Origin of the sequence: Salmonella sp. 2020_1395 (genome assembly GCF_043848115.1) — a bacterium.
GTDB classification, from domain to species: Bacteria; Pseudomonadota; Gammaproteobacteria; order Enterobacterales; family Enterobacteriaceae; genus Salmonella; species Salmonella enterica.
Genome location: NZ_JBCMFH010000003.1, coordinates 170,874 through 185,543 on the forward strand (window position 1 = coordinate 170,874; position 14,670 = coordinate 185,543).

Sequence of the window (14,670 nt, forward strand, 5' to 3'; positions counted from 1 at the left end):
CCTTGACCTTAACCTTGCTGGAAGGTTTAACCTTTATCACAGTGAGTCACTACGATTACTAAGGTCAATGAATTGATGACCAATCATAAAGGAGTTTTTACTATGTCTCAAACTATCGACCTGACCCTGGACGGTTTGTCCTGCGGTCATTGCGTTAAACGCGTGAAAGAAAGTCTTGAACAACGTCCGGATGTTGAGCTGGCGGACGTCACCGTAACCGAAGCGCACGTTACCGGTACCGCCAGTGCGGACGCGTTAATTGAAACCATCAAACAAGCCGGGTATGGCGCGACGTTAAGCCACCCAAAGGCTAAACCGCTGACGGAGTCATCAATCCCGTCGGAAGCACTGGCAGCGGTTCCTCATGAGCTTCCGGTAGCGACGGCCGATGAAGAAAGCCAACAGTTGCTGTTAAGCGGCATGAGCTGCGCCAGTTGTGTCACCCGCGTACAACATGCGCTACAAAGCGTACCGGGCGTCACGCAGGCACGGGTAAACCTGGCGGAACGCACTGCGCTGGTGATGGGCAGCGCGTCCGCCGCTGATTTAGTGCAGGCGGTGGAAAAAGCCGGCTACGGCGCAGAGGCGATTGAAGATGACATCAAACGCCGCGAGCGCCAGCAGGAAACCGCCATCGCCACCATGAAACGTTTTCGCTGGCAGGCCATCGTCGCTCTGGCGGTCGGTATACCGGTCATGGTCTGGGGGATGATCGGCGATAACATGATGGTGACCGGCGACAACCGCAGCCTGTGGCTGGCTATTGGCCTGATCACGCTTGCGGTGATGGTCTTTGCGGGCGGTCACTTTTACCGTAACGCGTGGAAAAGCCTGCTGAACGGTACGGCGACGATGGATACGCTGGTGGCGCTCGGCACCGGGGTCGCCTGGCTCTACTCCATGAGCGTCAACCTGTGGCCGCAGTGGTTCCCGATGGAAGCGCGGCACCTCTATTACGAAGCCAGCGCGATGATTATCGGTCTGATTAATCTCGGACACATGCTGGAAGCGCGCGCCCGTCAGCGTTCCTCAAAAGCGCTGGAAAAATTACTCGATCTCACCCCGCCCACCGCACGCGTCGTGACAGAAGACGGCGAAAAAAGCGTCCCGCTGGCGGACGTTCAGCCAGGGATGCTGCTGCGGCTCACTACCGGCGATCGCGTGCCGGTGGATGGCGAAATTACCCAGGGCGAAGCGTGGCTTGATGAAGCCATGCTGACCGGCGAACCTATTCCGCAGCAAAAAGGCGAAGGCGACAGCGTTCATGCCGGCACCGTCGTCCAGGACGGCAGCGTCCTGTTCCGCGCCAGCGCGGTGGGCAGTCATACCACGCTGTCACGCATTATTCGCATGGTACGCCAGGCGCAGAGCAGTAAACCGGAAATTGGCCAACTGGCCGATAAAATCTCCGCGGTATTCGTTCCCGTCGTCGTGGCCATTGCGCTGTTCAGCGCCGCTATCTGGTATTTCTTCGGACCGGCGCCGCAAATTGTTTATACGCTGGTCATCGCCACCACCGTACTGATTATCGCCTGCCCTTGCGCATTAGGCCTGGCGACGCCAATGTCGATTATTTCCGGCGTAGGCCGCGCTGCCGAATTCGGCGTGCTGGTACGCGACGCCGATGCCCTGCAACGCGCCAGTACGTTGGATACCCTCGTTTTTGATAAAACCGGGACGCTGACGGAAGGCAAGCCGCAAGTGGTGGCGGTAAAAACCTTTAACGGCGTTGATGAAGCTCAGGCATTACGTCTGGCAGCCGCGCTCGAACAAGGCTCCAGCCACCCGCTGGCCCATGCGATTCTGGAAAAAGCTGGCGACGATAAACTGCCGCAGGTGAACGGTTTCAGAACTCTGCGCGGACTGGGCGTCAGCGGTGAAGCGGAAGGCCATCAACTGCTTCTGGGGAACCAGGCGTTGCTGAACAAACAGCACGTCGCCACGGATGATATGACGGCGGAAATCACCGCGCAGGCCTCGCAAGGCTCGACTCCGGTCCTGCTGGCGATTGACGGTAAAGCGGCGGCGTTACTGGCGGTACGCGATCCATTGCGCAGCGATAGTATTGCCGCGCTTGAACGCCTGCACAACGCCGGATACCGTCTGGTAATGCTCACCGGGGATAACCCAACGACGGCTAACGCGATTGCCAAAGAAGCGGGTATTGACGAAGTCATTGCGGGCGTTCTGCCGGATGGCAAAGCCGATGCGATTAAACGTCTGCAAAGCCAGGGTCGTCAGGTTGCGATGGTCGGCGATGGTATCAACGATGCGCCCGCGCTGGCGCAGGCGGACGTCGGTATCGCGATGGGCGGCGGCAGCGATGTGGCGATTGAAACCGCGGCGATTACGCTGATGCGCCATAGTCTGATGGGCGTGGCGGATGCGCTGGCCATTTCGCGCGCGACGTTGCGCAATATGAAGCAAAACCTGCTTGGCGCATTTATCTACAACAGCATTGGTATCCCGGTGGCCGCCGGTATTCTGTGGCCGTTTACCGGTACCTTGTTAAACCCGGTAGTAGCGGGCGCGGCAATGGCGCTGTCTTCCATTACCGTCGTAAGCAATGCCAACCGGCTATTGCGCTTTAAACCGAAAGCGTAAAAACGCTATATCAGGCAGCATCAGCTGCCTGATATATTATTAAGCCATCAGTAATTTACCGTATCAATATATAAAAATTTAACCGCACATCCTGTAGAAAAATAAAAATCAACATTTTATAATGTTTTTTTGAATCATAAGGATGTGTTATTTATGTTTAGAAAAGCAGTTACGCTTCTTTTCCTGCTTTCTCCCGCCGTCAGTTATGCAGGGTTATTTGATTCCACTCCAGAGTTAAAATGTGGCAACGATAATGCAGTCACGGCGGCAAAAGAATGGATTTACAATGAAGCATTAGGTCGTTTACAGCAAGACTATATTAAAGAGCCCTCCACGCTTTTCTTCGATATCCCCCAGACTCAATACGAGCAACAACTCCGGGCTATTCCTGTTCAATTCAGTGATGTAATCACGCAGAACCCTCAAGCAGAAAATGCCAACTTACGAACTTGCTCGGCTACCGTCGCCATGGGTATTCCTCAGCCATTATTTAAATTAATGAAAGACTTACCAAACACTCTATTCTATATTTCACAAGGGGATGGACAGGTAATAAACAATACGGTGACCTGGAAACAGGTTAACTACAATATTCAGCTAGCAGACAACAACAAAGATATTGTTGTCACCCCTGTGCAAAAAACCGATAAATTGGCGCGGTCTATTTATGTAATGGCAAGAATGACGGTATCTGGTGATAGCATTATAAAGAAAAAAAATAACTCACTGATTGAAATCGCAGCAAAGAAATTTGAGAGTAGAGATCGCGAGCTTAATCAGGTCTGGAAATCGCTACCCGCTTCTGCCCGAACGGCATTAAAACAAGAACAGCGAGTCTGGGTGACCAAAAAAGAGCAGCAGTGCGGCAAACTTAGCGATGCAAAATCCGAGGCCATACCCGCTGAAAAGCGCATCAGTATTTATAAATGCCAGCTTGAAATGACCATCGCCAGAACGGCCTATCTCGACGGCAGCGAATAACCCGACCGATCGTTGACGTCCCGTCAGGGCGCATTGCGCCCTTTTCTCCAACGCGCTAGCATGAGCTTTTTCAAAGGGAGCGCGTATGGAGTTATTAAATCAACTTAAACGTTTATGGCGCGCGCTGCGTGGTACCCCAAATAGTTGGCCTGCTATCGATCTCTCCCTGCCCGGCGGTCGTCATCTGCATCTGGTTGGCAGTATTCATATGGGGACGCGCGATATGGCTCCTCTTCCAGCAAAGCTGGTGAAAAAGCTACGCCAGGCCGACGCGCTGGTCGTTGAAGCGGATATTTCTGGTAACGAAACGCCATTCAGCAATCTCCCCAAATGCCCGCCGTTGGTCGAACGTCTCAGCGCCGGGCAGCTAAGCGCACTGGAAAAACGGGTCAGCGAGTTGGGTATGCCGCTGATCCATTTTGATAATCAACCTTTATGGCAGATAGCTATGGTGCTACAGGCCACGCAGGCGCAACGGCTGGGATTGCGTCCGGACTATGGCATTGATTATCAGCTATTACAGGCTGCCCGCGAAATGTCGCTGCCGGTACAAGAGCTGGAAGGGGCGAAACACCAGCTCGAACTACTCTGCGATCTGCCCGATGGCGGGATGGCGCTGCTCGACGACACGCTGACGCACTGGCACACCAACGCACGGCTTTTGCAGGTGATGATCGGCTGGTGGCTTGAACAGCCGCCGACCAGCGTCGGCGCTTCGCTTCCCAGAACGTTTAGCCAACCGCTGTATGATGTACTGATGGTGAAACGCAATGAAGCCTGGCGCGACGCGCTGCTGGCACTGCCGCCGGGACGCTACGTGGTAGCCGTAGGGGCGCTACATCTGTACGGCGAAGGCAACCTACCGCAAATATTGAAATAAAAAAATGGCCAATATCGCTATTGGCCCGTCAAAGAGGAATTTCATCGTTATTATTATCCCGACGCTTTCGCTTCGGATCTTCAGATTGTCGCTCAAAGTTGCCGCAACTGCCAAGACCTAATGCACAAGATTATACTATTTTTTAGTCCGCTTTCGGGCGTATGCTGATGGCAAATCACGTCTGTAGTAAGAAGGAACGTTATGACACCCGCAGTTAAGTTACTCGAAAAAAACAAGATTCCGTTTAACATTCACACCTACGATCACGATCCGAATGAAACTAACTTTGGCGATGAAGTGGTGCGTAAGCTCGGGCTAAACGCCGATCAGGTGTATAAAACGCTTTTGGTCGCCGTGAATGGCGATATGAAGCAACTGGCCGTCGCCGTGACGCCTGTAGCCGGACAGCTGGATTTGAAAAAAGTCGCCAAAGCTCTGGGCGCGAAAAAGGTCGATATGGCCGACCCGATGGTGGCGCAACGCACCACGGGATATCTGGTCGGTGGGATCAGTCCGCTGGGACAGAAGAAACGGCTGCCTACGCTGATTGACGCGCCAGCCCGCACGTTTGCCACTATATATGTTTCCGGTGGTAAACGCGGGCTGGATATTGAACTGGCGGCTGACGATTTGGCCGCCATCCTGGGTGCTAAATTCGCTGATATCGCGCGTCGGGATTAAGCCTGCGTAAAATACATTGCCGGATAGCGGCGCAAACGCCTTATCCGGCCTACAGCATATATAATCCGTAGGCCTTAAGGCTGCGCGCCATCAGGCAGAAATGGCTATCCGTACCGCTACAGCCAGCTCACCTCGCCTTTTGGCGTAAACGCCGCCGCATCCAGCGGTGAATTCTGCTGAATAAACTCTTTCAGCACTTCCGCGTCAATAAACCCGGTATTCACGTATCCCGGTTTGTTATCGATGCGCGGATAACCATCGCCGCCCGTGGCGTTGAAACTCAGCGTCGCCATGCGATAGGTTTTAGCCGGATCAACAGGCTCGCCTTTGATTTTCAGATCGGTGAGCTTGCCCTCTTTGGCGACAAAGCTCACATTGGCGAACTGTGGATAGGCGCCGGAGTCCGGTTTCATCTGCGCTACGGCGGTGAGATAATCAACCACCTCTTTGCCGCTCATATCGGCATACACCACAATGTTGCCAAACGGCTGTACCTTGAGCACGCTTTTATAGGTAATATCTCCCGCCTCAATCGAGTCGCGAATACCGCCGCCGCTCATCACGCCAAAATCGGCGCCGGTGCGCGGGATCTGCGCAGCCAGAATCACCCGTCCCATATTGGTCTGGACAAATCTGACCTTACTGCGATCGCCTTCAAGAAGGCCATTCACGCTACCAATTTTCACCTCCAGTTGCGCTTTACCTTTATTCTGGAACGGCGTTAATAACGAGAGCATTTGCGGATTTTCGGCGATTTCCGGCGTGTAAAGTACACGCTCGCTTTTCCCGTTATCCCAGGTCACTTTTTTCTTGAGATTTACCGGAATAAGCTGGTAGTTAACCATTTTCATCTCGCCGTTACGGAATTCGAAATCCGCGCGGCCCACATATTTACCCCACTCATGCGCCTGCACGATCCAGATGCCATTTTGCTTATCCGGCGCGCAGGGCGTTCCCGGTACGTAATTCACCTGTTTTTTATTTTCCGACGCCATGCATACCGGGTCTTGTGAGTGACCGCCCACAATCATCGCCAACGAACCGGCAGGCAGGCTACGCGCCATCTCAACGTCGCCCGGCGCGTTCGAACCGTGATCGCCGTTGTCATAATGTCCCATATGCGTGGTCGCGATAATCACGTCCGGTTTTTCATTCATATTAAGTTCCTGAATCACCACCTTTGCTTCTTCAGCAGGTTTACGAAACTCAATATCGGTGAAATATTCCGGGTTGCCTATTTTCGCCGTGTCATCGGTGGTTAAGCCGATTACCGCGATTTTTATATCCTGGCGTGTAAAAATAGCCCACGGCTTAAACAGACGCTCGCCGGTACTTTTTTGATAAATATTGGCGGAAAGAAAGGGAAACTTCGCCCACTTTTCCTGCTGGCGCAATACGGTGAGCGGATTATCAAATTCATGATTACCGACGGCCATAGCGTCGTAGCCAATCAGATTCATCCCGCGGAAATCGGGCTCCGCATCCTGGAGATCGGATTCCGGCACCCCGGTATTAATGTCGCCGCCGGATAACAACAGGACGCTTCCCCCCTCTTGCGCCACCTCTTTACGGATACTGTCCACCAGCGTTTTTTGCGCCGCCAGACCATATTCGCCATATTCGCTGCGCCAGAAGTGACCGTGGTGATCGTTGGTATGCAGGATAGTAATTTTATAGGTTTTATCTTTTTCGTAAGCCTGTGCAGGCTGAGTCGTCAGCGCGAACGCCGCCAGTAACGCCAGCGCCACACCCCGTTTCAAAAATTTCATCTTTCTCTCCCTGACTCAATATCAACCGCAGAAATTACCTTTCCTTGCAATAATAGACAAATATGTTTTCAGAATTGAGACTTCCTTCAAACACATTTCACAGGTATGTTAGGCAAGTAATAATTACACATCCTACTATCTCCAACATCGCATAAAATTTAAGTGACTTTCTATGGCCATGAGTGAACCAACCCAGCCGTTAGCCGGCGCGCCCGCAGCGGCCGCTAAAGCACGTACTTCGTTTGGTATTTTGGGCGCGATCAGTCTTTCCCATCTGCTGAACGATATGATCCAATCGCTAATCTTAGCCATTTATCCCCTGTTGCAGGCGGAGTTCTCGCTGACCTTCGTCCAGATAGGTTTGATCACCCTGACGTTCCAGCTCGCCTCATCGCTACTGCAACCGGTCGTCGGCTACTGGACGGATAAATATCCCATGCCGTGGTCGCTGCCTGTCGGCATGTGTTTTACCCTGAGCGGGCTGGTACTGCTGGCAATGGCGGGAAGTTTTGGCGGCGTATTGCTCGCTGCGGCGCTGGTGGGTACCGGCTCGTCCGTTTTTCACCCGGAATCGTCCCGCGTGGCGCGCATGGCCTCCGGCGGACGTCATGGTCTGGCGCAGTCTATCTTCCAGGTCGGCGGTAACTTCGGCAGTTCATTGGGCCCGCTGCTGGCCGCCGTGATTATCGCGCCCTATGGCAAAGGGAATGTCGCCTGGTTTGTGCTGGCCGCGCTGCTGGCGATCGTGGTGCTGGCGCAGATCAGCCGCTGGTATGCAGCCCAGCACCGGATAGCGAAAGGCAAGCCAAAAGCGATAATCGCTAACCCGCTGCCGCGCAATAAAGTCGTGCTGGCGGTCAGCGTATTATTGCTACTCATTTTCTCGAAATATTTCTATATGGCGAGCATCAGTAGCTATTACACCTTTTATCTGATGCAAAAATTCGGATTATCAATACAAAACGCGCAGCTCCATCTGTTTGCCTTCCTGTTTGCGGTGGCTGCCGGGACGGTAATCGGCGGGCCGGTGGGCGATAAAATCGGCAGGAAATATGTGATTTGGGGCTCTATTCTCGGCGTCGCGCCGTTTACCCTTGTTTTACCCTACGCCACACTGTACTGGACGGGGATTTTAACGGTGATTATCGGCTTTATTCTCGCGTCGGCGTTTTCCGCCATTCTGGTGTATGCCCAGGAGCTGCTGCCAGGACGCATCGGTATGGTTTCCGGCCTGTTTTTCGGTTTTGCCTTCGGGATGGGAGGCCTGGGCGCAGCGGTGCTGGGGCTGATTGCCGACCATACCAGTATCTATTTAGTTTATAAAATCTGTGCTTTCCTGCCGCTTCTGGGGATACTGACCATATTCTTACCTGATAATCGACATAAAGCGTGATTTTATGGCGGTTAAAGGTACGCTTTAACCGCCTGTACATCCCGATGCCATCATGCTTTGCCCATCCCATACTTATCACTTTTCCGTTCCGTGCTCTTTTTACCGTCAGATTGTATTTTTTTATAAAACACAACCATTTTTTATAAACATCCTGATTGAAATTGTCATAAACTATTACCCGGAGTTTTGGAGTCCAGCAACCAAAGGAGACGGAATGCATCACGCTACCCCGCTTATCACCACCATTGTCGGCGGCCTTGTGCTCGCTTTTATTCTCGGCATGATTGCCAACAAATTGCGTATTTCTCCACTGGTGGGATATCTGTTAGCGGGCGTTCTGGCGGGACCTTTTACCCCGGGTTTTGTTGCGGATACCAAACTGGCGCCGGAGCTGGCGGAGCTCGGCGTGATTCTATTGATGTTTGGCGTCGGGCTGCATTTTTCGCTGAAGGATTTGATGGCGGTAAAGTCTATCGCCATTCCCGGCGCTGTCGCTCAGATAGCGGTGGCGACGCTGCTGGGTATGGCGCTTTCCGCCGTGCTGGGATGGTCATTAATGACTGGCATCGTTTTTGGGCTTTGTCTGTCTACCGCCAGTACCGTCGTCCTGCTGCGCGCGCTTGAGGAGCGGCAACTCCTTGATAGCCAACGCGGACAAATCGCCATCGGCTGGCTGATTGTCGAAGATCTGGTGATGGTGCTGACGCTGGTCTTGCTGCCCGCCGTTGCCGGCATGGTGGAAAAAGGCGATGTCGGCATAGCCTCGCTGACAGTCGATATGGGGATAACCATTGGTAAAGTGGTGGCGTTTATCGCCATCATGATGCTGGTCGGACGCCGCCTGGTGCCGTGGATTATGGCTCGCAGCGCCGCCACCGGCTCGCGCGAATTATTTACCCTTTCCGTACTGGCGCTGGCGTTAGGCATTGCGTTTGGCGCGGTAGAACTGTTTGACGTCTCTTTTGCGCTGGGCGCGTTCTTCGCTGGTATGGTGCTTAATGAGTCAGAACTGAGTCACCGGGCGGCGCACGATACGTTGCCGCTGCGCGACGCCTTTGCCGTCCTGTTTTTTGTTTCCGTCGGCATGTTGTTCGATCCGTTAGTCTTGATCCAACAGCCGCTGGCGGTGTTGGCGACGCTTGCCATTATCGTCTTTGGTAAATCGATCGCTGCGTTTTTCCTGGTGCGTATGTTCGGCCACTCGCCGCGAACCGCGCTGACCATTGCCGCCAGCCTGGCGCAAATCGGCGAGTTCGCCTTTATTCTCGCCGGACTCGGCATGGCGCTCAATCTGCTGCCGCAAGCGGGACAGAACCTGGTGCTGGCAGGCGCTATTTTGTCGATTATGCTTAATCCCGTACTGTTTACCCTGCTGGAGAAGTATCTGGCGAAAACCGAAACGCTGGAAGAGCAAACTCTGGAAGAGGCTATCGAAGAAGAGAAGCAAATTCCGGTGGATATCTGTAATCATGCCCTGCTGGTGGGTTTTGGCCGCGTAGGCAGTCTGCTGGGAGAAAAACTACTGGCGGCGGGGATTCCGCTGGTGGTTATCGAAACGTCCCGTACCCGCGTGGATGAACTGCGCGAACGCGGGATTCGCGCCGTGCTGGGCAACGCCGCTAACGAAGAAATCATGAATCTGGCGCATCTGGACTGCGCCCGCTGGCTGTTGTTGACCATCCCCAACGGTTACGAAGCCGGCGAGATTGTCGCCTCAGCGCGGGAAAAAAGCCCTGATATCGAGATAATCGCCCGCGCGCACTATGATGATGAAGTGAAATATATTACCGAGCGGGGAGCCAATCAGGTAGTGATGGGCGAGCGAGAAATTGCCCGGGCGATGTTGGAACTGCTTGAAACGCCGCCCGCAGGTGAAGTCGTCGCCAGTTAAGGGTTTTCCGGACGGCCCGATGCGCGCAGCGCTATCGGGCAAGCCAGATTAGCGATCCCAGTACGACTCTTCCAGGCTGTCCTCACGCTCCGGCAGCCCGCGTGTCAGACGCGGAGAATGCTGGTTCAGTACCTGATAACTGACACGGTTAGCATATTTACACACCTGCGCCAGCGACGAATAGGTCAGCCAGGTGAATTTGTGCTTACTGGAGTTCGGTACGTTGCTACGATGGTAACTGTTCGCCGTAATATCGTGCAGCAGCGCCGCCAGCGCGCCATCGCCCGCGCCGTTGGTGTTCATGATTTTTTCCGGCCCGCCCATATAGGGCGCAATATGCGAATAAACGCGCAGCGGATTAATACAATCTTTATGGCGCATTGCCCGGCTAAATTCATACTGGTTAAATTCAGCAATAGCCCCCGGCAGCAGCGGATGCTGGGTTTTACGTTTTGCTTCCTCTTCGGTGAAGCCTGCCATATATAACCCTATCGGCCCGGCGGTGCATAACACCAGATCGACCCAGTCCAGCGCCTTATCCGCCGCCAGCAGCGGGTCGTTTTCGCCGGTCAGCGCTTCCGCTTCTTCTTCATTCATTGCCAGAATCGAGACATTCTCTTTGAGAAACGCCTGCCACCACTGCGGATTATCGGCGATCACAAATTTGGTGCCCAGCGTCATGACAACCGGCACGTTATGCTTTTTCGCGTATTCGATCGCTTTCATCGTCGCGTCAGGCATCGGTTCGCCAGGCTTACAGCGCACCAGATATGAGGTCAACACCAGCGCGGAAGCGCCAGCGATCACCGCTTCCGGAATACTTTCCGCCCGTAGCTGATTCATATGGCCGGGGCTGATAGCGAAGGTACGCTCGCCGGATTCGCCAATCAGTGTGAAACAGCGGCCAATCGGGCCATCTACCGCTTGCAGATAATTCAGGTCGGTACGGCTGGAAGTATTACACAGGTAGCGATAAGCGTAGCTGCCAATCTCAATGTTGCTGCACATCACGCCCAGTAACACCGAACGGTCATCCGCCAGTACCGAGTAATTGTGCATCGTATTGCCTATGGTGCCGCCAGCAAACTGATGGGTGATCAGATTTTCCCGCGTCAGTTCCTGATACAGCTTCTCCGCCACCTCGTCTTCTATCACCAGAGAATGCCCGGCGCTTAATCCATAGCGTGTAATAAAATCGTCATCCACTTTCGCCTCAATATCCACCAACGTCTGGTCGATACCGACGACCCAGGAGGCGTTGGTTTCCTGTTCTGGCTGAATTTGTTGCAACAACGGGTCACGCGCATTGACGGGAAAATAGTGTTTGGATTTACGTTTACCGGGAAATTTCATGATTGTGCTTACGGATGAATAACGGAGCGCTGCATGGTAGCACATTCCCCCCGCTGCGCGCGACGGACGATGGCGTTTCAATATCGGACGACGAGATCGCAGTTTCTCCAGCCGCGTTTTTTACAATGGTTCACTTTCACAAGGAGCGTTTTATGAAGCCGGAAAATAAAATTCCCGTACTCACCCGACTGTCAGACGAAATGAAAGCCGTCGTAAACTTCCAGCAACCAGGCCTTCCCCCCTGGCCTGCCGATGGCGATATTGAGACCCAGCGTCAGTATTATCTTCTTGAGCGCCGTTTCTGGAATGCCGACGCGCCGTCCATGACCACCCGCACCTGCGCCGTCCCTACGCCTTATGGCGATGTAACAACCCGGCTCTACTCGCCGCAGCCGACCAGCCAGGCCACCTTATACTATCTGCACGGCGGCGGATTTATCCTCGGTAACCTGGATACGCATGACCGGATAATGCGTCTGCTGGCGCGTTATACCGGCTGCACCGTGATCGGCATTGATTATTCGCTGTCGCCGCAAGCGCGTTATCCACAGGCCATTGAAGAAACCGTCGCGGTATGCAGCTACTTCTCTCAACATGCCGATGAATACTCGCTCAACGTGGAGAAAATCGGTTTCGCCGGAGATTCCGCAGGCGCCATGCTGGCGCTTGCCAGCGCGCTCTGGCTACGTGATAAGCACATTCGCTGCGGTAACGTTATCGCGATTCTGTTGTGGTATGGGCTGTATGGGTTGCAGGATTCGGTAAGCCGCCGTCTGTTCGGCGGCGCGTGGGACGGCCTGACGCGTGAAGATCTGGACATGTACGAAAAGGCCTATCTGCGTAACGAAGACGATCGGGAATCGCCCTGGTATTGTCTGTTTAATAACGATCTCACGCGCGATGTGCCGCCCTGCTTTATTGCCAGCGCGGAGTTTGATCCGCTCATTGATGACAGCCGCTTGCTGCACCAGACATTACAGGCGCACCAGCAGCCCTGCGAATACAAAATGTATCCCGGCACGCTGCACGCCTTTCTGCACTATTCGCGAATGATGACAATCGCCGACGATGCCTTGCAGGACGGCGCACGCTTCTTTATGGCGAGGATGAAGACGCCGCGTTAACGGTACGGCGCCGTGAGTTTTAACATCATATCAATATGTTCCGGCGTCGCGTTCAGCGCCGGAATGTACGCATATTTTTTACCGCCCGCTTCAAGGAAAATCTCGCGATTCTGTTCCGCTATCTCTTCCAGCGTCTCCAGACAATCCGCGGCAAATCCCGGACACATGACCTGAATATGGCCAGTCCCCTTTTCACCCAACATTTTTAGCGTTTCATCGGTGTACGGCGTCAGCCACGGTTCACGGCCAAAGCGCGACTGGAACGTCATCATTACCTTTTCCGGCGGCAGCCCCAATGCGGAAACCAGTTCGCGCGTGGTATCGCGACAGCGCTGCGGGTAGTCATCGCCTTCATCCGCATAACGTTGTGGAATGCCGTGATAAGAGAGCAGAAGCACATCCGGCTCGCCGTGTCTGGCGAACGACTCACGCGCGCTTTTCGCCAGCGCATCGATATAAGCGCCGTCATCCGCGTAATCGCGAATAAATGAGATACCGGGAATACGGCGTTTACGCGCCAGTATCCGCCCCAGTTCGTCCCAGACTGCGCCCACCGTTGAGCAAGAGTATTGCGGGTACAACGGCAGCACGACGATATGGTCGACGTCGCTTGCTAACAGTTCATCGACAGCGCTTTCCAGCGAGGGCGAGCCGTAGCTCATCCCCAGCGCGACGGGCGTGTCTGGCAACCGCGCGGCCAGCGCCTGTTGCTGTTCGCGGCTATATACCATGAGCGGCGAACCGCCATCCATCCAGATAGATTGATAGAGTTTCGCGACGCGCGGCGAACGCAGCGGTAAAATAACGCCACGCAGCAGCGGCCACCACAGCAGACGAGGAGTATCCACCACGCGCCTGTCGCTTAAAAATTGTTTCAGGTAGCGCTTTACCGCTTCAGGAGTTGGGGCATCTGGCGTGCCAAGGTTAGCCAGCAGGATACCGGTTTTCGTCTGACGCATTGCCGCCTCTTATCTATTCAAATTGTTGATAATTGTAGCGGAAAAGCGATAAAGAAGAACTAATTGCTGCGAGAGGTAAGACGAGAATTTGCCGAATGGCGCTAACGATGCCAGTAGGCCGGATAAGGCGTTCAGGCCGCCATCCGGCACCGATTGCCTGATGGCGTTACGCTTATCAGACCTGTGGGATAACAGCAGGCCTGATAAGCGGTTCACTACGCGAAAAAATTAACCGAGGATTTTTTCCAGCGCTGCGCGCACGTCGGCAACGGCCTGCGTACCGTCAACTTTAGCGTATTTGGTGTTGCCCGCTTCCGCTTCTTTCTGATAGTAGCCAATCAGCGGCGCGGTCATCTGATGATATTCCACCAGACGTTTGCGAACGGTCTCTTCCTGATCGTCTTTACGGGTGGTCAGATCTTCGCCGGTGACGTCATCTTTGCCTTCCACTTTCGGCGGATTAAACTTTACGTGGTAAACGCGGCCAGAGGCGGCGTGTACGCGACGACCCACAATACGATCAACGATCAGTTCGTCCGGTACGTCGAATTCCAGCACGTAATCCACCACAATACCCGCTTCTTTCATTGCGTCAGCCTGCGGGATCGTGCGCGGGAAACCGTCCAGCAGAAAACCGTTACGGCAGTCTTCCTGGGCGATACGCTCTTTAACCAGCGCAATCACCAGTTCATCGGTCACCAGTTTACCGGCGTCCATGATATCTTTCGCCTGTTTGCCCAACTCGGAGCCTGATTTCACTGCGGCGCGCAGCATATCGCCAGTGGAGATTTGCGGAATACCATATTTCTCCATGATGAACTGAGCCTGAGTTCCTTTACCCGCGCCCGGAGCGCCAAGCAGAATAATACGCATTACGAAAATCCCCTCAAAGGTTGTCGATATTTTTTAAAAAGCGCTAAACGATACCACCATCACGCATTTCGCTCAAGGAAGCCGCCTGATGCTGAAACGGTTAACGAAGAGAAATCCAGAAAAGAGAAGGTATTATAAAAAATGCCGGATGGCGCTGGCGCT

The 14,670-nt window shown here is 53.9% G+C and carries 11 protein-coding genes; 7 read left to right on the top strand and 4 right to left on the bottom strand.

Features of this window, described 5'->3' with window-relative positions; genetic code table 11:
* Positions 1-102 precede the first annotated feature (102 nt).
* The 4 genes from copA to ybaK all read left to right on the top strand — a co-directional run bounded on the left by copA (position 103) and on the right by ybaK (position 5,146).
* Positions 103-2,604: a copper-exporting P-type ATPase CopA gene (gene copA / locus ACH0WD_RS05705; RefSeq protein ID WP_000083912.1), complete on the top strand. Its 2,502-nt coding sequence runs from the start codon at positions 103-105 to the stop codon at positions 2,602-2,604.
* 153 nt (positions 2,605-2,757) lie between these two features.
* Entirely contained in the window at positions 2,758-3,585 is an 828-nt protein-coding gene (locus ACH0WD_RS05710) for a lysozyme inhibitor LprI family protein (RefSeq protein WP_000488545.1), read from the top strand.
* 85 nt (positions 3,586-3,670) lie between these two features.
* The gene (locus ACH0WD_RS05715) at positions 3,671-4,465 is read left to right on the top strand and encodes a TraB/GumN family protein (RefSeq protein ID WP_000421861.1); all 795 of its coding nucleotides are present in this window, start codon (positions 3,671-3,673) and stop codon (positions 4,463-4,465) included.
* A 201-nt stretch (positions 4,466-4,666) separates the two neighbouring features.
* Entirely contained in the window at positions 4,667-5,146 is a 480-nt protein-coding gene (ybaK, locus tag ACH0WD_RS05720) for a Cys-tRNA(Pro)/Cys-tRNA(Cys) deacylase YbaK (protein WP_000186618.1), read from the top strand.
* Positions 5,147-5,262: 116 nt separating this feature from the next.
* Here ybaK and ushA read toward each other — a convergent pair whose 3' ends face one another.
* Positions 5,263-6,915: a bifunctional UDP-sugar hydrolase/5'-nucleotidase UshA gene (ushA, locus tag ACH0WD_RS05725; protein WP_395201884.1), complete on the bottom strand. Its 1,653-nt coding sequence runs from the start codon at positions 6,913-6,915 to the stop codon at positions 5,263-5,265.
* 172 nt (positions 6,916-7,087) lie between these two features.
* On the opposite strand from ushA, the gene ACH0WD_RS05730 reads away from it, so the two are divergent.
* On the top strand, positions 7,088-8,308 hold the full coding sequence (locus ACH0WD_RS05730; protein ID WP_001251593.1) for an MFS transporter: 1,221 nt from the start codon (positions 7,088-7,090) through the stop codon (positions 8,306-8,308).
* A 214-nt stretch (positions 8,309-8,522) separates the two neighbouring features.
* On the top strand, positions 8,523-10,199 hold the full coding sequence (gene ybaL, locus ACH0WD_RS05735) for a YbaL family putative K(+) efflux transporter (RefSeq protein ID WP_000546209.1): 1,677 nt from the start codon (positions 8,523-8,525) through the stop codon (positions 10,197-10,199).
* Between the two features lie 48 nt (positions 10,200-10,247).
* Here ybaL and gsk read toward each other — a convergent pair whose 3' ends face one another.
* The gene (gene gsk / locus ACH0WD_RS05740; protein ID WP_000671592.1) at positions 10,248-11,552 is read right to left on the bottom strand and encodes an inosine/guanosine kinase; all 1,305 of its coding nucleotides are present in this window, start codon (positions 11,550-11,552) and stop codon (positions 10,248-10,250) included.
* 152 nt (positions 11,553-11,704) lie between these two features.
* Here gsk and aes point away from each other — a divergent pair, with 152 nt between their 5' ends.
* On the top strand, positions 11,705-12,676 hold the full coding sequence (aes, locus tag ACH0WD_RS05745; RefSeq protein ID WP_000801780.1) for an acetyl esterase: 972 nt from the start codon (positions 11,705-11,707) through the stop codon (positions 12,674-12,676).
* On the opposite strand, the gene hemH is transcribed toward aes, so the two are convergent.
* Both hemH and adk read right to left on the bottom strand, forming a co-directional pair.
* The gene (gene hemH / locus ACH0WD_RS05750) at positions 12,673-13,635 is read right to left on the bottom strand and encodes a ferrochelatase (protein WP_001250078.1); all 963 of its coding nucleotides are present in this window, start codon (positions 13,633-13,635) and stop codon (positions 12,673-12,675) included. The genes aes and hemH overlap by 4 nt on opposite strands.
* 228 nt (positions 13,636-13,863) lie before the next feature.
* Positions 13,864-14,508 carry an adenylate kinase gene (gene adk / locus ACH0WD_RS05755; protein WP_001220237.1) on the bottom strand — a complete coding sequence of 215 codons (645 nt, stop codon included), beginning with the start codon at positions 14,506-14,508 and terminating at the stop codon, positions 13,864-13,866.
* Positions 14,509-14,670 lie beyond the last annotated feature (162 nt).